19 protein-coding genes and 1 pseudogene are annotated in these 20,470 nt (G+C 66.4%); 11 read left to right on the top strand and 9 right to left on the bottom strand.

All coding sequences use genetic code 11. The features are described 5' to 3' along the window. The 8 genes and pseudogenes from BGN95_RS12185 to BGN95_RS12150 form a co-directional block, all read left to right on the top strand. Positions 1-1,735, top strand: a pseudogene (locus tag BGN95_RS12185) (hypothetical protein); the annotation flags it as partial. Positions 1,736-1,932: 197 nt separating this feature from the next. Then, complete coding sequence (locus tag BGN95_RS12180; RefSeq protein ID WP_265312504.1) at positions 1,933-2,823, top strand: heme/hemin ABC transporter substrate-binding protein; 891 nt, start codon at positions 1,933-1,935, stop codon at positions 2,821-2,823. 1 nt (position 2,824) lies between these two features. Then, positions 2,825-3,877: a FecCD family ABC transporter permease gene (locus BGN95_RS12175; RefSeq protein WP_179515254.1), complete on the top strand. Its 1,053-nt coding sequence runs from the start codon at positions 2,825-2,827 to the stop codon at positions 3,875-3,877. Further along, on the top strand, positions 3,877-4,665 hold the full coding sequence (locus BGN95_RS12170) for an ATP-binding cassette domain-containing protein (RefSeq protein WP_265268199.1): 789 nt from the start codon (positions 3,877-3,879) through the stop codon (positions 4,663-4,665). The genes BGN95_RS12175 and BGN95_RS12170 overlap by 1 nt, the downstream gene beginning before the upstream one ends. A 62-nt stretch (positions 4,666-4,727) precedes the next feature. Continuing rightward, positions 4,728-6,908: a TonB-dependent receptor gene (locus BGN95_RS12165; RefSeq protein WP_286772753.1), complete on the top strand. Its 2,181-nt coding sequence runs from the start codon at positions 4,728-4,730 to the stop codon at positions 6,906-6,908. A gap of 88 nt (positions 6,909-6,996) precedes the next feature. Beyond that, positions 6,997-7,176, top strand: coding sequence for a hypothetical protein (locus tag BGN95_RS12160; protein ID WP_132907286.1), 180 nt, complete (start codon positions 6,997-6,999; stop codon positions 7,174-7,176). 3 nt (positions 7,177-7,179) lie between these two features. Then, a complete protein-coding gene (locus BGN95_RS12155; protein WP_286772752.1) occupies positions 7,180-8,364 on the top strand; it encodes a BaiN/RdsA family NAD(P)/FAD-dependent oxidoreductase in 1,185 nt (394 codons plus the stop codon). Positions 8,365-8,454: 90 nt separating this feature from the next. Then, positions 8,455-9,966, top strand: a complete 1,512-nt coding sequence (locus tag BGN95_RS12150) for an FAD-dependent oxidoreductase (RefSeq protein ID WP_286772751.1) — start codon at positions 8,455-8,457, stop codon at positions 9,964-9,966. 143 nt (positions 9,967-10,109) lie between these two features. Here the strand turns inward: BGN95_RS12150 and BGN95_RS12145 are convergent, their stop codons facing one another. The 3 genes from BGN95_RS12145 to BGN95_RS12135 are packed head-to-tail and all read right to left on the bottom strand — an operon-like array spanning position 10,110 to position 12,852. Beyond that, a complete protein-coding gene (locus BGN95_RS12145; RefSeq protein WP_353744702.1) occupies positions 10,110-10,760 on the bottom strand; it encodes a uracil-DNA glycosylase family protein in 651 nt (216 codons plus the stop codon). Between the two features lie 8 nt (positions 10,761-10,768). After that, on the bottom strand, positions 10,769-11,176 hold the full coding sequence (locus tag BGN95_RS12140; protein WP_179515660.1) for a MerR family transcriptional regulator: 408 nt from the start codon (positions 11,174-11,176) through the stop codon (positions 10,769-10,771). After that, the gene (locus BGN95_RS12135; protein WP_502688287.1) at positions 11,173-12,852 is read right to left on the bottom strand and encodes a long-chain-fatty-acid--CoA ligase; all 1,680 of its coding nucleotides are present in this window, start codon (positions 12,850-12,852) and stop codon (positions 11,173-11,175) included. Before BGN95_RS12135 ends, BGN95_RS12140 begins: the two co-directional genes overlap by 4 nt. A 159-nt stretch (positions 12,853-13,011) precedes the next feature. Between BGN95_RS12135 and BGN95_RS12130 the strand changes: the two genes are divergently transcribed. After that, positions 13,012-13,419: a DUF2147 domain-containing protein gene (locus BGN95_RS12130; protein WP_179515247.1), complete on the top strand. Its 408-nt coding sequence runs from the start codon at positions 13,012-13,014 to the stop codon at positions 13,417-13,419. A gap of 50 nt (positions 13,420-13,469) precedes the next feature. Continuing rightward, complete coding sequence (locus tag BGN95_RS12125) at positions 13,470-14,771, top strand: OmpP1/FadL family transporter (protein WP_286772749.1); 1,302 nt, start codon at positions 13,470-13,472, stop codon at positions 14,769-14,771. A 29-nt stretch (positions 14,772-14,800) separates the two neighbouring features. Here the strand turns inward: BGN95_RS12125 and BGN95_RS12120 are convergent, their stop codons facing one another. Then, positions 14,801-16,060: an MFS transporter gene (locus BGN95_RS12120; RefSeq protein WP_286772812.1), complete on the bottom strand. Its 1,260-nt coding sequence runs from the start codon at positions 16,058-16,060 to the stop codon at positions 14,801-14,803. 87 nt (positions 16,061-16,147) lie between these two features. On the opposite strand from BGN95_RS12120, the gene BGN95_RS27250 reads away from it, so the two are divergent. Then, positions 16,148-16,495: a phage integrase central domain-containing protein gene (locus BGN95_RS27250; protein ID WP_502688291.1), complete on the top strand. Its 348-nt coding sequence runs from the start codon at positions 16,148-16,150 to the stop codon at positions 16,493-16,495. Positions 16,496-17,027: 532 nt separating this feature from the next. Here the strand turns inward: BGN95_RS27250 and BGN95_RS12110 are convergent. The 5 genes from BGN95_RS12110 to BGN95_RS12090 all read right to left on the bottom strand — a co-directional run bounded on the left by BGN95_RS12110 (position 17,028) and on the right by BGN95_RS12090 (position 20,210). Then, positions 17,028-17,777: an HvfC/BufC N-terminal domain-containing protein gene (locus BGN95_RS12110; protein ID WP_286772747.1), complete on the bottom strand. Its 750-nt coding sequence runs from the start codon at positions 17,775-17,777 to the stop codon at positions 17,028-17,030. Next, entirely contained in the window at positions 17,774-18,607 is an 834-nt protein-coding gene (gene bufB / locus BGN95_RS12105; protein ID WP_286772746.1) for an MNIO family bufferin maturase, read from the bottom strand. The genes BGN95_RS12110 and bufB overlap by 4 nt, the downstream gene beginning before the upstream one ends. A 57-nt stretch (positions 18,608-18,664) precedes the next feature. Beyond that, on the bottom strand, positions 18,665-18,928 hold the full coding sequence (gene bufA2 / locus BGN95_RS12100) for a BufA2 family periplasmic bufferin-type metallophore (RefSeq protein ID WP_265312592.1): 264 nt from the start codon (positions 18,926-18,928) through the stop codon (positions 18,665-18,667). 104 nt (positions 18,929-19,032) lie between these two features. Beyond that, positions 19,033-19,674: a DUF1109 domain-containing protein gene (locus BGN95_RS12095; protein WP_265312593.1), complete on the bottom strand. Its 642-nt coding sequence runs from the start codon at positions 19,672-19,674 to the stop codon at positions 19,033-19,035. After that, positions 19,671-20,210, bottom strand: a complete 540-nt coding sequence (locus BGN95_RS12090) for a sigma-70 family RNA polymerase sigma factor (protein WP_286772745.1) — start codon at positions 20,208-20,210, stop codon at positions 19,671-19,673. The genes BGN95_RS12095 and BGN95_RS12090 overlap by 4 nt, the downstream gene beginning before the upstream one ends. Between the last annotated feature and the right edge of the window lie 260 nt (positions 20,211-20,470).

The raw sequence follows: 20,470 nt of genomic DNA, 5'->3' as shown, positions 1-20,470 counted from the left end.
CGAGACGATGGGCTGGGCGCCGAAGGACGTGAAGCATCGCGGCCAGTGGACCGAACCGCTCCTCTTCTCGCCGCACGATCCCAAGGTGCTCTATAACGCCAATGAAGTGGTGTATAAGACGACCAACGACGGCCAGTCGTGGGAGATCATCTCGCCCGATCTGACGCGCAACGACAAGTCGAAGCAGCTTTCCTCGGGCGGCCCGCTGACCAAGGACAATACCAGCGTCGAGCTGTACGGCACGGTCTTCTCGCTCGCCGAATCCCCGGCGCAGAAGGATCTGCTGTCGGCCGGCACCGACGACGGCCTCATTCAGATGACCAGCGACGGCGGCAAGGCGTGGTCCAACGTCACCCCGAAGGACATGCCCGAATGGGGCACGGTCGACATGGTCGAGCCGCATCCGCACAAGCCGGGTACGGCCTATATCGCGGTCGAGCGGCACAAGCTGGGCGATTACAAGCCCTATGCCTTCCGCACCGACGATTTCGGCAAATCCTGGACCTCGATCACCGACGGGTTGCCGGCGGACGCCTATGTCCATGTCGTCCGCGCCGATCCGGAGCGCGAGGGGCTGCTTTACGCCGGCACCGAGAACGGGATTTTCTTCTCGTTCGACGACGGCGCGCATTGGAAGCCGCTCCAGCTTAACCTGCCGCGGGTGCCGATCCACGATCTCGTCGTCCACGCCGGCGACATTGCGGTGGCGACGCACGGCCGCGCCTTCTGGGTGCTCGATGACGTGAGCCCGCTACGGCAATGGTCGGCGGCGGTCGAGCAGGCGCCGGTGCATCTGTTCAAGCCGCGCCAGACGATCCGCATGGTCTTCACCGGGCGCGGGGATTCGAACACCAAATTCACCGGCGCCAATCCGCCGCAGGGGACGATCCTCTATTACAACCTCAAGCAGGATGTTTCGCCCGAGGCGATCAAGCTCGAGATCCTCGACGCCTCGGACAAGGTGATCCGCACCTTCAAGCCGACCAGCAAGCCGGCGCATAAGGACAAGGATGAGGACGACGACGAGGAAGGCTGGGGCCCGCCGCCGCCGATCCCGCTCAGCACCACGGCGGGGCTGCATCGCTTCGCCTGGGATATGCGCGTCCAGGGGCCGGTGCATGTGCCCAAACTGGCGATGTGGCACGCCTCGACGCTCGGGCCGGTCGCCATTCCGGGGCAGTATAAGGCGCGGCTCACCGTCAACGGCAAGGCGCAGACCCAGCCGATCGAGATCGTCGCCAATCCCAACGTCAAGCTGACCCAGGCCCAGCTCAAGGAGCAGTTCGACCTCGCGATGGCGGTCAACCGCGAATTGAGCGAGGTGCAGAATGCGGTGCTGGAAATCCGCCAGCTCCACGAGAAGCTCGCCGAAGTCCGCAAGGAAGCGGGCGGCAAGGCCGAACTCGTCGCTGCGGCCGACGCGCTCGACGGCAAGGTCAATGCCATCGAAGACAAATTGACGCAGAAATTGTCGGTCGCGAATGAGGATCCGCTCAACTTCCCGATCCGGCTCAACAACCAGCTCGCCTCGCTCGCGCTGACCGTCGGCACCGGGGACAACCCGCCGACCCAGCAGGCGCGGCAGGAGTTCGACGATCTCAAGCAGCAGGCGACCGCCTATCTCGCCGAATGGAACCAGCTGAAGTCGGGCGATCTCGCCAGCTTCAACACCCAGATCGGGCAGGCCAGGCTCAAGCCGATCACGATCACGCCGCACGTTTCGACGGGGATTTGATCGTTATGGGGAGGGGCGTCGCTTGCACCGGCGGCGCCTTTCCTCAATCATTCAGAAGTCGGTTCTCGACGTCCTATCCCCGTTCGGGCTGAGCCTGCCGAAGCCCTGCACTTTCTTCCGATGAAGAAGGACAGCCCTTCGACAAGCTCAGGGCGAACGGGGGATGGGTTCGAACGATCCGGGGAGGATCCAGTAACATGTCCGCAAACCACCCCTCGCTTTCCCGCCGAGACGCCGGCCGGCTCCTGCTCGCGGCCGGCGCCGCCGCGGCGCTGCCAGCGCGCGGCCTTGCCGCCGGGCCAGGAAATCGGGTGGTGTGCGTTTCCAAGCAGATCAACGAGTTCATCTTCGATATCGGCGCGCAATCGCATCTCGTCGCGCGCGATCTCACCTCGATCTATCCGCCGCAGATCACCAGATTGACCTCGGTCGGCTATCATCGCGCGCTGAGCGCGGAGGGCATCATCTCGATGCGCCCGAGCGTATTGCTCACTGACGGCAATGTCGGCCCCGATCCGGTGCTCGCGCAGGTCCGCTCGGTCGGCATTCCGATCGAGACGATGGCGCCGGGCGAGACCTTGCAGACCGCGCAGCAGCTGATGCTCAGGCTCGGCCGCTATTTCGGGCGCGAGGCGGCGGCGAAGGCGATCGTCGCGCGCTGGCAGGCGGAAATGAAGACCGCGCTCGCCGCCGTGGCGCCCTATGCCAAGGCGCCCAAGCCGCGCGTGCTGATGATCCATTTCGGCCAGATCGGGAACACCTATCTCGGCCTCACGCGCGGCAGCGCCGCCGATCAGATCATCAATTGGGCGGGCGGGGTCAACGCGCTCGACCAGATGGGCGGGATGGCGCGGCTGACCCCGGAGATCATCGCGCGCGCCGCGCCCGACATCATCATCGCCACCGATGTCGGCTTCGATCGCTATGGCTCTCCGGCGAAATTTCGCGACCTGCCCGGCGTCGGGCTGACCCCGGCGGCGAAGGCGCTGCGTATCCACCGCATCTTCGAAACCGAAATCATGTATTTCGGCCCGCGCACCCCGGCGGCGCTGCGCAAGATCGCCGGCTGGCTGCATCCCGGGCGCTGACATGGCGGCACGCCACCGATCCTGGGGACAGATCCATCTGCTGCTGGCCTGCGCGCTCGTTGCGGCGGTGCTGCTGTCGCTGTCGATCGGGTCCTTCTATTTCTCGCCGGCGCAGATCTTCCGCTTCGTCGGGCATTGGCTCGGCCTCGCGCCGATCGCGCCGGAAGAAGCGCTCGATCTCAATGTCTTCGCGACGCTGCGCGTGCCGCGCGTACTGCTGTGCGGGGTGACCGGCGCGACGCTCGGCGTGTCGGGGGCGCTGATGCAGGGATTGTTCCGCAACCCGATCGTCGAGCCCGGCCTTGCCGGCACCTCTTCGGGCGCGGCGCTCGGCGCATCGACGGTGTTCGTGTTCGGCAACACCGCACTCGCCTTCACTTCGCCGCTCGGGACCGCCGCGGTGCCGGTGATGGCCTTTGTCGGCGGGTTCCTCGCGACGTTGCTCGTCTATCGCATCGCGACGCTGTTCGGGCATACCGACGTGCTCGCGCTGCTGCTCGCCGGGATCGCGGTCAATGCGATGTGCAATGCCGGAACGGGTTTCCTGTCGTACATCGCGCGCGACCCGCAGGCGCGCAACATCACCTTCTGGAACCTCGGCACCTTCACCACCGCCGACTGGCGCGGCACCTTGCTCGTCACCGCGATTTTCCTGCCCTGCCTGTGGTTCATCCTGAGGCGCGGCAAGGATCTCAACGCATTGATGCTCGGGGAGGACGATGCCGCGTTCATCGGCTTCGATCCCGACAAGCTCGTCTTCCGCCTGCTGATCCTCAACACGTTGATCGTCTCGGTGGCGACCGCGATGGTCGGGGTGATCGCCTTCGTCGGGCTGATCGTGCCGCATATGATGCGGCTGCTGCGCTCCTCCGACTATCGCTTCCTCCTCCCCGCCTCGGCCTTGTTCGGCGCATTGCTGATGGAGGCGATCGACGTCGTCGCGCGCATCGTCATCCGCCCCGCCGAATTGCCCGTCGGCATCATCACCGCGCTGATCGGCGCGCCGATCTTCCTGTGGATATTGCTCGCCTATCGGCGGCGGATCGCGACGTGATGACGGGGATCGTCCTCGATCAGGCGAGCTGGTCGGCCGGCGGCACCCCGATCGTCGCGCCGACCAGCCTCGCTTTCGCCCCCGACAAGGTGAACGTGATCCTCGGCCCCAATGGCGCGGGCAAATCGACGCTGATGAAGATCGCGGCGGGCCGGCTCAGGCCGACCGGCGGCCGCGTGCTGCTCGACGACCGGGACATCTTCGCGATCGGCGCGAAGGAACTGGCGCTCCGGCGCGCCTTTCTGTCGCAGCATGTCGAGATCGATTTCGCGATCACCGTCGAGGAAGTCGTGCTGATGGGCCGCTATCCGCATTTCGCGCGCGCGCCCGGCCACGAAGACCGCCGCATCGTCGACGCCGCACTCGAACTGGTCGGGATGAGCGCCCGCCGCCGCCAGATCTATCCCACGCTCTCCGGCGGCGAACAGCAGCGCGTCCAGCTGGCCCGCGTGCTGGCGCAGGTGTGGGACGATACGGCGACCCCCGCCCCGCGCACGATCTTCCTCGACGAGCCGGTCGCCAGCCTCGACATCCACCACCAATTGCAGATCCTCGATCTTATCCGCACCCTGCCCGCACGGCGCTGCTCGATTGTCGTCACCCTGCACGATCTCAACCTCGCATTCGATTATGGCGACAGGTTCGTCTTCCTGCGCGACGGCCAGGTGCAGGCGATCGCCGACGATTCGGTCGACATATCCCCCAATCTCATCCGGCAGGTGTTCGACGTGTCAGCCACCGGTCATAACGACCACGCCGGCAAGCGCGTCCTGCGTTTCCACTTATAGATAAAAGAAACAATAGGTTGCGGCGGCGCGCAGGCCGCCAGCAGGTCCATCGGGAGTATCGAATGAAAATGCCTCTTATCCGTAGCGCCTCGCTGCTGGTACTCGCGGCCACGATCGGCAGCACGCCGGCGCTCGCTGCGGACGAGCCCGCCGATCAGACCGTCGTCGTCACCGCGCAGTCGACCACCCCGTTCGACGAGGCCGCAGCGCTTGGCAAGACCGGCACTGCATTGTTCGATCTTCCGCGCAGCATCCAGATCGTCCCGCGCGAACTGATCGACGAGCAAGGCGGCACCCAGCTCAAGGATACGCTGCGCAACGTCAGCGGGCTCGTCCAGGGCGGGCAATATTCGTTCGGTTTCTACGACCGCTTCGTCTCGCGCGGGCTCAACGTCACCTTCCTCAACGATGGCCTGCCCGACACGACCTCCGATCTTGGTGGCTATGTCCATTCGCTGACCGGCGTCGAGCGGGTCGAGGTGCTCAAGGGGCCGGGATCGGCGCTGTTCGGCACCAGCGCGCCCGGCGGCACGATCAATCTCGCCCATTACCGCCCGACCGACCGCGCCGCGGCGAGCGCCAGCCTGCAATATGGCTCGTTCGACACGGTCACCGCCAACGGATCGCTGGGCGGGGCGATCGGCGGCGGGATCAATGCGCGCGTCGACGGCCAGTTCCAGCGCTCGGACGGCTATCGCGGCACGCGCAACCGCAGCGGCGAGGTCTCTGGCGCGCTCGCCTTCCACCCCGCCGACCACGATATCCTCGCGCGGTTCGAATATCGCCGGATCGAAATGCGCCCCGATGCGATCGGTATCCCGTTCGCCCTGCCGGCCGCGGGGAGCACGCGAGTCGACCCGATCAAGGTCGATCTCGACAGCCGTTATTACACGCCGTTCGCCTTCGCCGATCAGTCGATCAAGCGCGCGTTCCTCAGCGACGCGTGGACGGTGAGCGACAGCCTCGTCGTCAATCTGCGCGCCGCTTACACCGATCGCAACATCGGTCTCGCTCGCAACGCAGGCGGCCGCCTCGCCGGCATCGCGCTCACCGGCCGGCAGCTTCGCCAGCAGCAGGACAATATCCACGATTTCGTCGTTCAGGCCGAGCCAACGTGGAAGTTCACCGCCGGCGCGATGCCGGTCACCCTGCTCACCGGGTTCGAATATCGCAACGTCAGCGCGACCACGCGGCGCAGCACCGCCGATCTGCCCAATATCCCCGACATCTATCATCCGGTGACACCGGAAACGAACCTCGCCGCGCTCAACTTCCAGTGCGACCGGGCGCATAGCTGCAACGACGCCAAGGTCGACGGACGGTTCTACGGCCTCTATGCGACCGCGCAGATCGATATCACCCCGCGGCTGAAACTACGTCTCGCGGGGCGCGAGGACTGGTTCGGGACCGCGGCCGAGGGCCGCTCGGTCATTCCGGCCAATCCCGGATCGGAGCATCCGTGCAATCCGCCGCAGCCGACGACGACCTGCGCGTTCATCCCCGGCCAGCCGGTGGTGCGCAACGACGAACGCTTCGAATGGGATATCGGCGCGGTCTATCAGATCGCCGATTCCTTCGCTCTGTTCAGCGGCTATGCGAGCAACAGCTATCCGATCTTCAATACCGAGGAGCCGCAGAGCATCGGCCAAGTGCCCGAAACGGGGACGCAGGTCGAGGCGGGGCTGCGTTTCCGCCAGGGGAATTGGCTCTCGCTTTCCTCCTCGCTGTTCCACACGACGCGCAAGAACGTCTATGTCATCGTGCTCAACGAGTCCGAGGTCTATTCCTATCGCGTGAAGGGCTGGGAGACCGATCTCAGCCTGCGCCCGGTGCCGGCGTGGAACATCAACGCCAATTTCACGCTGCAGGATGCGGTGCTGACCGATTATCCGCAGAACCCGACCCAGATCGGCAAGCGCGTGCCGAGCGTGCCGAAGCGGATCGGCAATGTCTGGACCAGCTACGACATCGCGCTGCCCGAGAAGATCGGCACGCTCCAGCTCGCCGCGGGCCTGCGCTATCGCAGCGACTATTTCGGCGACACCGCGCAGACGCGGCTTCTGCCCGGCGCGACGATGGTCGACGTGACCGCCGCTTTGCTCAACGGCCCGTGGACGATCCGCGGCGGGGTGCGCAACATCGGCGACGCGCGCAATTATGATTATGCCGCCGGCGTCGGCAGCGGCGCGATCCCGGGGCCGGGGCGGACCTTCTTCGTCAGCCTGGGCGTGAAGACGCTGTAAGCCTGCGCTTTCTCCCCTCTCTTGGGCAAGGGAGGGAAGGTGCTCGGAACAACATGGCCCTTCCCGCGCCGAACCGCTAAGAAGCGGCATGGCCGAACGCTTTGAACGACATCGCCAGCCGTGGCGCCCCGACGAGATCCAGAAGCTCCATACCCTCGCCAAGAAGGGAATGGCGCTGAAAGCGATCGCCAAGGCGCTGACGCGCAGCGAGGAATCGGTCAAGGAACGCGCCAAGCTCGACGGCCTGTCGATCGCCAAATTGCACTGAGCCGTGTCGGCCAAGGATTATGACGCGATCGTGCTCGGCGCCGGCGCGGCCGGGCTGATGTGCGCCGCGGTCGCGGGGCAACGCGGCAAGCGCGTCCTGCTGATCGACCACGCCGACCGGCCGGGCAAGAAGATCCTCATCTCGGGTGGCGGCCGGTGCAATTTCACCAATATCGGCACCGCACACGATCGCTTCCTTTCCGCCAACCCGCATTTCGCGCGATCGGCGCTGGCGCGCTATACGCCGGCCGATTTTCTCGATCTGGTCGCGCACCATCGCATCGCCTGGCATGAGAAGACGCTCGGCCAATTGTTCTGCGACGGCTCGGCGCGGCAGATCGTCGACATGCTGCTCGACGAGGGCGCGCGCGGCGGGGTCGAACTGGCGCTTGGTCACCCGATCGCGGCCATCGATCATGCCGATGCGCGGTTCCGGGTGCGCTGGGGCAACCGCTCGGCCGAGGCGCCCGCGCTGGTCGTCGCGACCGGCGGTCCGTCGATCCCCAAGATGGGGGCGACGGGCTTCGCTTATGACCTCGCCCGACAATTCCGGCTCAAGGTGGTCGAGCCGCGTCCCGCGCTAGTGCCGCTGACGCTCGGCAACGACGAGCAATTGTTCCGCACCCTCTCGGGCGTCTCGGCCAATGTCGCCGCGACCGCGGGCAAAGCCGCGTTCCGCGAGGCGGCTCTGTTCACGCACCGCGGGCTTTCCGGGCCGGCGATCCTGCAAATCTCATCCTACTGGCGCCACGGCGAGGCGGTGACGATCGACTTCCTGCCCGATCGCGCGCCGGGGTGGCTCAAACAGGCCAAACGCGCGACGCCGCGCGCGACGATGGCGCGCGCGCTCACCGGTGCATTGCCCGAGCGGCTGGTTACCGCGCTGGTCGAGCGCATCGGGCTGAGCGGCGAACTCGCCAACATTCCCGACGCGAAGCTCGCCGCCGCCGAACAGACGCTCGCCGCGTGGCATTTCACCCCCAATGGCACCGAGGGCTTCGCCAAGGCCGAAGTCACCGCCGGCGGGGTGAGCACCGCCGGCCTCTCGTCGCAGACGCTGGAGGCGCGCGAAGTGCCCGGCCTGTATTTCATCGGCGAGGCGGTCGACGTCACCGGCTGGCTCGGCGGCTATAATTTCCAATGGGCCTGGGCGAGCGCACAAGCGGCAGGCCAGGCGCTGGCGGGTTGATTACGGAACAATAACAACGCTCGATCGATTGGACCTGCGCCTGCCCTGCGGCCGCCGACTGCGCGCGAAGCAGGCAAGGAGGGTCTGCCGATGAGCGAGGAAACGCGGGTTCCCGATCTTGCCGGAGGCATCCCCTCGACCGATCTTCCCGAGGGCGCGATGATCGCCGGCACCGTCGGTGACGAGGAGGTGCTGATCGCGCGGGTAGACGGCAGGTTGTTCGCCGTCGCCGCGCTCTGCACGCATTATCACGGCCCGCTCGTCGACGGGCTGCTGGTCGGCGAAACGGTGCGGTGCCCGTGGCATCATGCGCATTTCTGCCTGCGCACCGGCGAGGCGCTCGCCGCGCCGGCGATCGATCCGCTCAAGCGCTGGGCGATCTCCGAAGCCGGTGGCGTGATCCGCGTCGGCGAAGCGCTCGACGAGACCCCCACCCCGCCGCGCCGCGCGTCGGCAGGCGAGCCGCGCCGGGTGGTGGTGATCGGCGGCGGCGCGGCCGGGTTCGCCGCGGTCGAGATGCTCCGCCGCAAGGGGTTCGACGGATCGGTGACGATGCTCAGCGCCGATGCCGATGCGCCTTATGACCGGCCGAATTGCTCGAAGGACTATCTCGCCGGCGACGCGCAACCCGAATGGATGCCGATGCGCGACGCGAGCTGGTACGCCGATCATAACATCGACCTGCGGCTCGGCACCGACGCGGCGGCGCTCGATCCCGTTGCAAAGAGCGTCACGCTTGGGAACGGGGAGAGCCTCGACTACGACGCACTGCTGATCGCAACCGGCGCGGAGCCGATCCGCCCCCCGATCGCGGGGTTCGACCGGCCGGACGCCTACGTCCTGCGCAGCCTGCGCGACGCCGATGCGATCATCGCCGCCGCCGGGCAGGCCAAATGCGTCGCGGTCGTCGGCGCGAGCTTCATCGCACTCGAAACCGCCGCGGCGCTCCGTGCGCGGGGCCTCGAGGTGCATGTCGCCGCGCCCGAGGCGATCCCGCTGGCGCGGGTGATGGGCGACGACATCGGCCGTTGGGTGCGTGGACTACATGAGCAGGCGGGCGTCGTCTTCCATCTCGGGCACGGCGTCACCGGGTGGAGCGACGGGCGGCTGGCGCTGGACGACGGGACGGCGATCGACGCTGATTTCCTGGTGCTCGGCATGGGGGTGCGCCCGCGCGTCGCGCTGGCCGAGGCGGCCGGGCTGGCGGTCGATCGCGGCATCATGGTCGACGCGCAGCTACGCGCCAGCGCGCCGGGCATCTATGCCGCCGGCGATGTCGCGCGCTTTCCCGATCCGCATAACGGCCAGCCGATCCGCATCGAACATTGGGTCCACGCCGAGCGCCAGGGGCAGCATGTCGCGCGGGCGATCCTTGGCGACGCGGCGCCGTTCACCGATCCGCCCTATTTCTGGAGCGTCCATCCCGGTGCGGAGATCCGCTATATCGGGCACGCCGAGGCGTTCGATCCGCCGCACGTCGGCGGGTCGCTCGCGCATCACGACGCCGAGGTCGCGTTCGCCAGCGGCGGCCGGCTGCTCGCGCTCGCCACGGTGGGGCGCGATCGGCGCTCGCTGAAGATCGGGGTTGAGCTGACCGTCTAGGACGGGGCACGCGCAAAGTTCACGAAGTTCACACGAGTAGCGCGTGCCGCGAGGGTGGCCGATTTTAGATAAATATATGCAAAATAATAGCTTATGCCGTATTTCGCAGACGAGCCGTTCGCCCCGGACGCCCTTCGACAAGCTCAGGGCGAATGGCGGAGAGATGAGTCGGACTTTATCTGCGCCATAGCCCCAACCGTCGCGCGGATCGCCGGGATCAGTTCCGCCTCGAACCACGGATTCTTGACCAGCCACGGCTGGTTGCGCGGCGACGGATGCGGCAAGGGCAGCCAGCCCGACGCCAGATAATCGCGCCAGCTGCGCACCGTCTCGCCGAGCGTCGCCTTGCGCATACCGCCCAGATAATGCGCCTGCGCATAATGCCCGACCAATATCGTGAGCTCGATATGCGGCAGCGCGGCATTGAGCCGATCATGCCAGCGCGGCGCGCATTCGCGACGCGGCGGCATATCGCCCGACGCCGCCTTGCCGGGATAGCAGAAGCCCATCGGGATGATCGCGACCTTCGCGGGATCGTAGAATTGCGCCGGCGCCAGCCCCAGCCAGTCGCGCAGGCGAACCCCGGAGGCATCGTCCCACGGCACCCCGCTTTGATGCACCTTGCGCCCCGGCGCCTGCCCGACGATCCTGAGCCGCGCGGCAGGATCGGCCTGCACCACCGGACGCGGGCCGAGCGGGAGATCGTCCGCGCACCGCCGGCACGCGCGGATATCCGCCAGAAGCTGGACGAAGGGATCGGACATGCCGGGCAATGTCGGTGTCGCCGCGCGCAACGACAAGCTCAGCTGACCGGTTGTGCCGCCTGCCGCTCGGCGATCGCGGCGAGCGCCTGCCGCTCGATCGCCTCGAGCTCGACCAATGTCATCGTCAGCGCCTCGCGCTGCGCGACCAGCTCGTCGATCCGCCCGCGGCACCGTTCGGCAAGCGTCGCCAATTGCTCGATATGCTGCGGATCGGCGTCGTATAGATCGAGGAATTCCTTGATGTCGCGCAACGTGAAGCCGAGCCTTTTGCCGCGCAGGATCAGCTTCATCCGCGCGGTCTCGCGCCGGGTATAGATACGCGCATTGCCGACGCGGCACGGCGCGATCAGCCCGCGATCCTCGTACAGCCTCAGCGCGCGCGGCGTGATGCCGAGGCTGGTCGCGACATCCTGTATCCCGCGCAGATCGTCTTGCTGTTCCACTATTGTCCGCCCCCTCCCCCGAGCGCCGCCCCGCGGCCTTTGCTTTCTTCGACCAGCTCCTTCTTCGAAAGCTTGCCGATCAGTGTCTTGGGCAGAGCATCGCGAATTTCGATGTCATGGGGAAGCTCGATCTTGCTCACCTTGTCGGCAAGGAAGGCACGCAATTCCCCCGGCGTCGCGCTCGCCCCGGGCTTGAGCGTGACGAAGCCCTTGGGCGATTGGCCGCGATATTGATCGTCGACCCCGATCACCACCGCCTCGGCCACCGCGGGATGCTCGTACAGCGCATCCTCGATCACCCGCGGATAGACGTTATAGCCGCTGCTGATGATCACATCCTTGATGCGATCGACGATGAACAGATAGCCGTCGGGATCGAGATAGCCCACGTCCCCGGTGCGCAGCGCGCCGTCGACGAACACCTTGCGGGTTTCGTCGTCGCGCCCCCAATAGCCCTTCATCACCTGCGGCCCGCGCGCGCAGATCTCGCCGCGCTCGCCCTCGGGGCAGAGCCGGGCGGGATCGGCAAGATCGCGGATTTCGATCGTCGTGCCGGGAAACGGCACCCCGGCCGATCCCGCGCGCGCCGGGCCGTCGATCGGGTTGCAGGTGATGATCGGCGAGGCTTCGGACAGGCCGTAGCCCTCGACCAGCCGCGCGCCGGTGGTGCGGGTGAAGGCGTCATGCACCTCGGCCGGCAGCGGCGCGCCACCCGAAATACACGCGCGGATATTTGAGAGGTCGATCGACCGCGTCGCCGCGACGCCGGCGATCGCGCCAAAGATCGTCGGCACCGCGGGGAAGAAGGTGGGGCGCGTCCGCGCGATCGTCTTGAGCGCATCCTCCAGCCGGAACCGCGGCATCAGGATCATCTGCGCGCCGACCCGGATCGAGAAGCTGAGCACCGTTGTCAGCGCAAAGACGTGGAACAGCGGCAGCACGCCGAGCACGCGATCCTGCGTCGCGCTTTCGCCGCCGACATGGACGACCATCGCATCGGCATTGGCGACGAGATTGGCGTGGGTCAGCATCGCCGCCTTGGGCAGCCCGGTGGTCCCGCCGGTATATTGCAGCACCGCCACCCCATCGGGCGACACCGCCACGGGCGTCGGCTCCCCGCGCCTCGCCACCATATCGTGATAGGTGATATGCTGCGGCCCGTGCCGGGCGGGCGCGATGTCCTTCCGCCGGAACAGGCGATAGGCGATGCGCTGGAGCGTCGGCAGCCCCTCCGCGATCGCGCAGGTAATGACGTGCTGGACGCCGAGCTCGGCCGCGACCGCCGAGACGCGCGCGTGGACATCGGTAAGATCGCAGGTCGCGATCACCTGCGCCCCCGAATCCTCGAGCAGATGGTGAAGCTCACGCTCGACATAGAGCGGGTTCACATTGACGACGACCCCGCCGAGCCGCAGCGTCGCGAGGAACAGGATCGGATAATGCGGCATGTTGGGCATGCACAGCGCGACCCGCGTGCCCGCTCCGACGCCGAGGTCCTGCAATCCCGCCGCCGCGTGCCGGACGGCTTCGGCAAGCTCGGCATAGCTCGTCACCCGCCCCATGAAGTCGATCGCGGCCCATTCAGGGTGTTTCAGCACGGTGGCGTCGAACAGGTCGGTAAGCGGGCGCGGCGTCGAATCGAGTCGGGCACCTGTCGCAATTGCCTGTTTCGTCACCATTTTCTCTCCCGTGCTCGACGCAATTCGCCACCGTTTGCCGCAGCTCGTCACAAATCGGTTGTCGACCGATCGGCTCTTGCCTATGCGACCTGACCTATAGGGAAGATAGAATACCAATAGGTCACCCGCAATCACGTCGTTCGAGGAAGGGAGAGGAAAATGATCGCGACGACTCTGCTGGCACTGGCGGCGGCGGGCAGCGCCACCCCCGATGCGGTGATCGGCCGCTGGCGCACCGAAACCAAGAACGGCATCGTCGAAATCCAGCGCTGCGGCGCATCGATTTGCGGCCGGCTGGTCACCTCGGACAAATTGCGCACCGATCCCGCGCTCAAGGATCTCAACAACCGCGACGAAAGCCTGCGCAACCGGCCGCTCAAGGGGCTGATGATCCTCAGCGGCTTTACCCAATCCGCCGACGGCTGGAGCGGCGGCAAGATCTACAACGCCGACGACGGGCGCACCTATAGCGCCAAGGTCACGCCGCTCGGCGCCGACAGGCTCAGCGTGCGCGGCTGCGTCTTCGTGCCCTTGTGCAAGACGCAGACTTGGGTCCGTGTCAATTGAGCCAATCTCTCCCAAAAGTTCGAGTGAAGCGTAAGCGTAAAGGAGTAAGCATGTCCCCCTCCCTCAAAGTTTCCATTGCCGCCGGCGCGTTCGCCTCAATGTTCGCCTTGGTCGGGCAGGCCAATGCCCAGGCCTTCTATCTGCAGGAGCAATCCGCGCGCGGCGCCGGCCGCGCCTTTTCGGGCGAGGTCGCCGATACCGGCGCGGCGTCCTTGTGGTGGAACCCGGCGGCGATCGCCGACGCCGAGGGGATCGAGGGGACGTTGAGCGCCTCCGCGATCCTGCCGCGCGGCCAGGTGGTCGATCGCGGAACGGTGATCGTGCGCCCCGCGCAAGGCCCAGCGCCAGTCGGCGGCGACGCGGTGTCGCGCAACCCGATCAACAACGGGGTGCTGCCGTCGGGCGCGTTCGTCGCGCCGCTCGCGCGCGGCGTGGTCTTCGGCCTCGCGGTGACCTCGCCGTACAGCTTCACCACCGATTACAGCAGCTCGAGCTGGGCGCGCTATTCCGCCGATCGCACCCGGCTGCGCACGGTCGATATCCAGCCGTCGCTGGCGGTCGCGCTGACCGACTGGCTGCGCGTCGGCGGCGCGGTCAACGTCGAATATACCGACGCCTCGCTCAGCAATAAGTTGCCCAACCTGTCCGCCGCGCTGCCCGACGGCGAGCAGAAGCTGTCGGGCGACGGCTGGGATGTCGGCTGGACCGCCGGGCTGCAGATGCACAATGATTTCGCGACCGTCGGCATCGCCTATAAGTCAGCGATCAAGCACAATCTGAAGGGCGATCTCACTGTCTCGGGGCTGCTCGGGCCGCTGGCGGGATCGAACATGTCGCTCTCGGGCGTCCGCGCGAGCTTCTACACCCCGGCGCAGATCATCGTCGGCGGGCGTTTCCGCGCGACCAAGGCGCTGACGCTCAACGCGCAGGCGGTGCGCTATACCTGGAGCAAGTTCGACGCGATCGGGCTCGGCGCGCCGCTCAACACCGCGATCCCGGAAAATTACCGCGATAGCTGGAGCCTCGCCGGTGGCATCGATTATGCGGTCTCCCCCGCGCTCACGCTGCGCGCCGGCGTCCAGCGCGCGCTCACCCCGACGCAGGACGGCGAACGCGACGCGCGCGTCCCCGATGCCAATCGCTGGAATTACGGCGTCGGCGCGAGCTATGCGGTCAACCGTCATTTCACCGTCGATGCGGCGGCGAATTATGTCGATTTCACCGATTCCTCGATCGACCGCATCACCGCGGCCTATGTCGGGACCCCGGCGCAGACGCCGATCCTGACCAACGGCGAGCTGCAGAAGGCCCACGCCTTCGTCTTGTCGCTCGGCGCGCGGATGGCACTCTGACGGCACGGCCGCGCGGCGTGGGCTGACCGTCAGTCCGCGCCGCGCGGCCGCGTCTCGGGAAGCGCAAGCAACACCGGGAGCACCCCCAGCGCGACCAGCGCGATCATCATCCCCGGTGCGGCGGGCGCGCCGCTTCGCTGGGTGAGAATCTGCGCCAGCCACGGGGTCAATCCGCCGAACAGCGCGGTCGCACTGGTCGCGCCGAGCGCAAGCCCGCTCAGCCGGCCCTCGACCGGCACCTGCTCGGCGGTCGCCACCGCGCCGACAGCGCTGACTCCGCCTGCCAGGATCGCGAGCAGCACCGCCCCCGCGATCGCCGGCCCGGTCTCGGCGCCGGCAAGCAGCCGGAACAGCGGGTAAGGCAGCAAAGCCGACAGCAAGGCGAGCCCGACCAGGACCGGCCGCCGCCCGAACCGATCGGCCAGCACGCCGACCAGCGGGGTCACCACGATCACCGCAACCCCGGCGATCGTCGCAAGCTGCAACGCCTTGGCCTCGGTCAACCCACCGGTCGACACCAGATAGATCGGCACATAGGTGATGCCGACATAATAAGTGATCGATCCCAACGCGGAGATCGCGAAACCGCGCAGCACGCCGGGGCGGTGTCGGGCGAGCGCATGGCCGAGCGGGTGGCGCACCAGCGTCCCGGCGGCGCGCTGGATTTCGAACTCGGGGGATTCGCGCATCGCCGCCCGCGCGACAAGGATCGCGCCGGCGAGGGCTGCGCCGATCAGGAACGGCACGCGCCATCCCCAGGCGTCGAGCGCCGGGGTCGGCAGCAAATTCACCGTCAGCGCCGCCACCCCCGCCGCGAGCAATCCGCCGATCTCGCTCGTCGCTGCCGCAAGCGAGGTGACGAGCCCGCGCCGGTGCGGCAGCGCTCCCTCGAGCAGATAGGCGACCACCCCGGTATATTCGCCGCCGACCGCGAACCCCATCACGCAACGCAGCAGCAGCAACAACATCCCCGCGGCAGGGCCGATCTGCGCCACCGTCGGCAAGAGCGCGGTGAGCCCCATCGCCACGGTCATCAGCGTCATCGAGGCGAGCAGCGTCGCGCGGCGGCCGTGACGGTCGCCGAAATGCCCGAAGACGATCGCGCCGATCGGGCGCAACAGATAAGCGACCGCAAACCCCGCCAATGTCGTCAGCACCGCATTCTCGCCGACGAAGAACAACCGTGAGAGGACGGTCGTGAGATAGAGGAAGAGGGTGAAGTCGTACCATTCGACGACGGTCGAAATGGTCGCCAGGGCGAGGGATCGGCGGTCGAGCGGCTGCAAGATCAGGAGCTTAGGGGCCGGAACTGGTTACGGCAACCCGTCTTCCATCCCTTTGAAAACACGCAATAATCTGCTACAAGGGCCGCCGAGATCGCCAAAAGTGCGATTCCAACTTTTGGGGAGTCTGCGAACGCTTATATCGAGAGCCACAGAGACGGGTGGCGAGCCATCAAGCATCATAAGCATTGGTGGGCGTCGGTCGAAAACCACGCGACCAATCTGCTGGACATGCCCATCGATGCGATCACAACCGATGACGTGCTGGCCGCGGTGCAGCCGATCTGGCTGACCATATCGCCGACCGCCGGGATTTTGCGCGGGCGCATCGAAAACCATCCTCGATGCGGCCTGGGCGACAAAGCTCATCGTCGGCCCGTGGGAGAGCCCGGCCCGATGGCGAGGCGACTTCCTCCACCTGCTGCCAAGGCAGAAGCGTAAATATGCGGTCAGGCATCATCCTGCCGTCCCCTACCAGGATCTGCCGAAGTTCTATGAGCGTCTGGCGGCACGCTCCGCTATCTCGGCGCGGGCGCTGCAGATGATCATCCTATGCGCGACCAGGACGGCGGAGACGCGGCTTGCCACCTGGCGTAAGTTCAACCTCATCGATCGGGTCTGGACGATCCCGGGCAATCGCATCAAATCTGGCCGGGGAACATCGCATTCCCCTTACCGATAGCTGCATGGAAATCCTCCGGGAACAGGCAGCCATGACGAAGCCCCGGCCCGATGGTTATGTGTTTCCGTGGTGTACGCCGGGGAAGCCATTCCATCAGATGCTGCGTTTGCTCGGTGAGAGCGTCCGCATGTCGGAATCGTCGGCAGAAAAGGCCCCTGGTCAATGATCGCTTCCCACCCACCTCATGCCCTTTCGTTGGCAGGGAGTCTGCCGCTGGCACCGGACGGACCGATGCGCCCCAATTCCTGCCGTTGAGCGGCCAGCAGCGCCTTTCCAAGACCGGCCCCTGTCTTATGTCGCAATCCCGACGACCAGACCATCGGCAAGCCATTGGCCCAGCATCCCGCCAGCGCGCGCGATCCCAATCTCCTGGCCAAACGCCTCGACCATCAGGTCGCACAATTTCGCGAAGGACATGCCGGCGCGCACCGAGAGCAGCGCCTGATGCTCATATTGATCGATGGCGCGAAATTGCGCGACATCGCCATGTCGCCAGACGAGGATAGCACCGGGCTCGGGCAAGAACTCGACCGCGGGCGGCACCTCGCCGGTCGCGAGCGCCGACCAGATCGCGGGAGCGTTCGTCGTCAGGCTGCCGAGATCGAGCGTCGGCGTGATCCGCAGCGTGGCACGGTCCCAATCGACGTCACCGAGTTCGCCGGCTGAAACCGCGTCGGCATCCGCCGCGACGAATGCCTCCCCGAGCGCCATTTCGAGCCAGCCAAGCTCGGCTACCTCGGGGTCGGCGAGATAAAGGATTTCCAGCGTCGCGGGAAAATCGCGCGCATAAGCGTCGAGGGTCCAACTGCTTGGCGCCAGGCGATCGACATGCGCGACCACCGCCCGATGAAAAGCCTCGCCGCCGATCCAGTCGCGCGTGTGCTCGAAGCTCTCTTCCAGGCAAGCCGCGAGCTGTGCCCGATAATTGTTCTGATAGACGCGCAGGCCCGGCGCGGCCGCTTCGCCGAAACGCGCAGCGGCGACTGCGTCCTCTGAGGTCAGCCACGCGCGCATATCGCGCTGAAGCTCGATCAGGCTCATGCCGCTTCTCGCAGCGCGCCACGCGCGATCGTCCGCGCGGTGCCGAGTTCGGCGAGCAACTCGGCGAGCGGAGGAATATCGTCGTCGCGTTCGATCATCACCGCGACCGGCCCGAGCTTCGGCATGACGTAAGCATAGAGGTTCCAGACCGAAGCGGGCACCGGCCGATCATGCGTATCGATCAGCATCTCGGCTCCCCGGCTGTGCCCGGCAAGGTGGATCTGCCGCACGCGATCATGCGGCACGCCATCGAGATAGGCGATCGGATCGAAGCCGTGGTTGGTCGCGCTGACGAACACATTGTTGACGTCAAGCAGCAGTCCGCAGCCCGTGCGGGCACACATGGCATCGAGAAACTGCCATTCGGTCATGTCGGCGGAGGCGAAATCGATATAGGTTGACGGGTTCTCGATCAGCATTTCGCGGCCCAGCGCGTCCTGCGCCCGCGCAATGTTCGCGCAGACGAGGTCGAGCGCTTCCTCCGTATAGGGGAGAGGCAGCAGATCGTGCGAGTTGAAGCCTTCGATCCGCGACCAGCTCAGATGATCGGAGACGAACAGCGGGTCGATCTCGTCGACCAGCGCGCGCAGGCGCGCGAGATAGGCGCCATCGACGCCGTCGGCCGATCCGACCGACATCGACACGCCATGCAAGGCGACCGGATAGCGCGCCCTGACATCGCGCAGGATGTGGCGCGGCCGGCCACCGTCAACCATGAAATTCTCCGAGATTACCTCGACGAAATCGACCGCGATGGGGGTGTCCAGAAACTCGGCATAATGCGGCTTGCGTAGCCCGAGCCCGAAGCCGGAAAAGGGAGCAATGGTCATTGCTTCGCTCCTGCAGGGGAGCCGGCCCGACACGAGCGCGCCGGGCCGGTAGGAGGATCAGTTCGGCGCGGTCTCGCTGCCGCCCGCCGCCGCACAGGCCTTGGCGGTCAGTTCCTTGAAGCCCTGGCCCTTGCACGAATTCTGGCCCTTGCAGTCGTTCTTCGCGGTCTTGCAGTCCGACTGGCCCTTGCAGGTATTGACGCCGTAGCAATGGACCTTTGCCGCCGCCCCTTTGGCGATCGCGGCGGTCGGCGCGGCAGCGGAAATGGCGACGACTGCGGCGGCGGCGGCGATGCTGGCGGTAGTGCGGATAACGGTCATAAATAGCTCCGTGAGAAGGGTTCTGCCTGGTTGGCCACCCTAGTTCGCTGCCGTCGCCCGCCCGGTTACATCGCTCGAGAAAAAAGCGCGTACGCCACGAAAAATTACCAGCGCAGCAGCCGGGGTCCGAGCAAGGCCCCGAGCGAAGCGGCGAGCAGGATGCCGAGCGAATACCAGGTCAGCACGAAGATCGCCGAGACCTCCGGGCAATGCACGCAATACACCGTGGCGGCAAAGGCGCCGGCCGAGAGGCCCGCTGCAGCACCGGCGGCGCGCAGCCTTGTCGGCGCCAATCGTCGGAACGACCAGAGCAGGCCGATGAAGATCGGCATGGCGAGGCCGAGCACGATCCACGGGCAGACCATCCAGCTATGCCCGAGCCACATGGCGAGCCACTTAGCAGGGGGCGTTCGAACCAGCTCGATGACGCCGGCACCGGCAAGGAGCGTAACCGGAACGGCAAGCAGCCAGACCCAGCGCACGCTGCCGCTGTCGGGCCGTGCAAGTTGCGCGGTTACGGCCAGCGCCACGGCCGACAGCGAGATCGTGTAGGTCCATTTTATCCAGAAGGCGAAGCCGCGCATCGCGACATGAAGGTCGGGCCGGATGCCGAGCATCGATACGACCGCTGCGCTTGCGACCAATGCACCCAGCAACAGGCCGATTGCGAGCCGCCAGCCGACGGCATGACGACGCACTTTCGGCACGTCGGCGGAGAGTTTGGTGATCAGGTCCTCGGTGTTCATCGACCGCCTCCCTGAAAGCGCGCCATCAAGGTCTTGAGGCCGCGATGGACCGAGATCTTCACATCGGATTCGCCAATCCCGTCAGCGGTGGCGGCTTCGGCGACGCTCATTCCCTCGATCCGCGTCGCGCGGATCATCCGCGCCTGTTTGACCGGCAGGGTCTCGAGCAGATCATCAACATCGAGCCGGGCGCCGGATGCGTCCTCGAACCCTTCGACGATCAGGATTTCCTCCAGTCCCTCGATCGGCTGGAGGCGGCGATTACGGCGGAGATGGTCGATCATCTTGTAACGTGCGACCGCAAACAGCCAGGCGGTGAATAGCCGATCGCGGTCATAGCTCGCCCGGCGGGTATGCACGGCGATGAGCGTTTCCTGCACCAGATCTTCGATGTCGTCCTCCGAACCGTTCGCCCGGCGTCGATAAAAGCCGCGCAGCAAGGGGACCAGGTGGCGCAACAGCGCTGCATGGTCGGCAGCATTGCCGTCGAGGCCACTGATCATCAGTTGGCGCAACTCGTCCTCGTTCGCCTTCATTCGCGCTCCTCACGGGAGAGTTCGGCGTAGCCGGCCGAAAGGTTACAGCCGGTGACGAAATTTATTTGAGGTCGATGTGTAACCGTTGCTCGGCGCCGGCCGAATTGCCGTCGTGATCCGGTGCAACCGCCTCCTACCCGGGTCACCGCGCGGCCCTGGCATCCCACGGATCCGGGCCGCGCGCCAGAGGCCCAGACACGAAGGACCACTCCGATGCACAAGACTCACGCGACGATCGCGGCCACCCTCGCGATGGCGGT

The sequence above is a fragment of the Sphingomonas sp. 66-10 genome (genome assembly GCF_001897045.1).
Taxonomy (GTDB): Bacteria; Pseudomonadota; Alphaproteobacteria; order Sphingomonadales; family Sphingomonadaceae; genus Sphingomonas; species Sphingomonas lycopersici.
The sequence above is the reverse complement of the archived record's forward strand: the minus strand, read 5'-3'. Positions and strand labels throughout refer to the sequence as shown.

Bases quoted from the DNA above. Each gene is read 5' to 3' on its own strand.
- BGN95_RS12180 (WP_265312504.1), top strand. From the start codon at position 1,933: ATGTCCGCAAACCACCCCTCGCTTTCCCGCCGAGACGCCGGCCGGCTC.
- BGN95_RS12175 (WP_179515254.1), top strand. From the start codon at position 2,825: ATGGCGGCACGCCACCGATCCTGGGGACAGATCCATCTGCTGCTGGCC.
- BGN95_RS12170 (WP_265268199.1), top strand. From the start codon at position 3,877: ATGACGGGGATCGTCCTCGATCAGGCGAGCTGGTCGGCCGGCGGCACC.
- BGN95_RS12165 (WP_286772753.1), top strand. From the start codon at position 4,728: ATGAAAATGCCTCTTATCCGTAGCGCCTCGCTGCTGGTACTCGCGGCC.
- BGN95_RS12160 (WP_132907286.1), top strand. From the start codon at position 6,997: ATGGCCGAACGCTTTGAACGACATCGCCAGCCGTGGCGCCCCGACGAG.
- BGN95_RS12150 (WP_286772751.1), top strand. From the start codon at position 8,455: ATGAGCGAGGAAACGCGGGTTCCCGATCTTGCCGGAGGCATCCCCTCG.
- BGN95_RS12135 (WP_502688287.1), bottom strand. From the start codon at position 12,852: ATGGTGACGAAACAGGCAATTGCGACAGGTGCCCGACTCGATTCGACG.
- BGN95_RS12130 (WP_179515247.1), top strand. From the start codon at position 13,012: ATGATCGCGACGACTCTGCTGGCACTGGCGGCGGCGGGCAGCGCCACC.
- BGN95_RS12125 (WP_286772749.1), top strand. From the start codon at position 13,470: ATGTCCCCCTCCCTCAAAGTTTCCATTGCCGCCGGCGCGTTCGCCTCA.
- BGN95_RS12110 (WP_286772747.1), bottom strand. From the start codon at position 17,777: ATGAGCCTGATCGAGCTTCAGCGCGATATGCGCGCGTGGCTGACCTCA.
- bufB (WP_286772746.1), bottom strand. From the start codon at position 18,607: ATGACCATTGCTCCCTTTTCCGGCTTCGGGCTCGGGCTACGCAAGCCG.
- bufA2 (WP_265312592.1), bottom strand. From the start codon at position 18,928: ATGACCGTTATCCGCACTACCGCCAGCATCGCCGCCGCCGCCGCAGTC.
- BGN95_RS12095 (WP_265312593.1), bottom strand. From the start codon at position 19,674: ATGAACACCGAGGACCTGATCACCAAACTCTCCGCCGACGTGCCGAAA.
- BGN95_RS12090 (WP_286772745.1), bottom strand. From the start codon at position 20,210: ATGAAGGCGAACGAGGACGAGTTGCGCCAACTGATGATCAGTGGCCTC.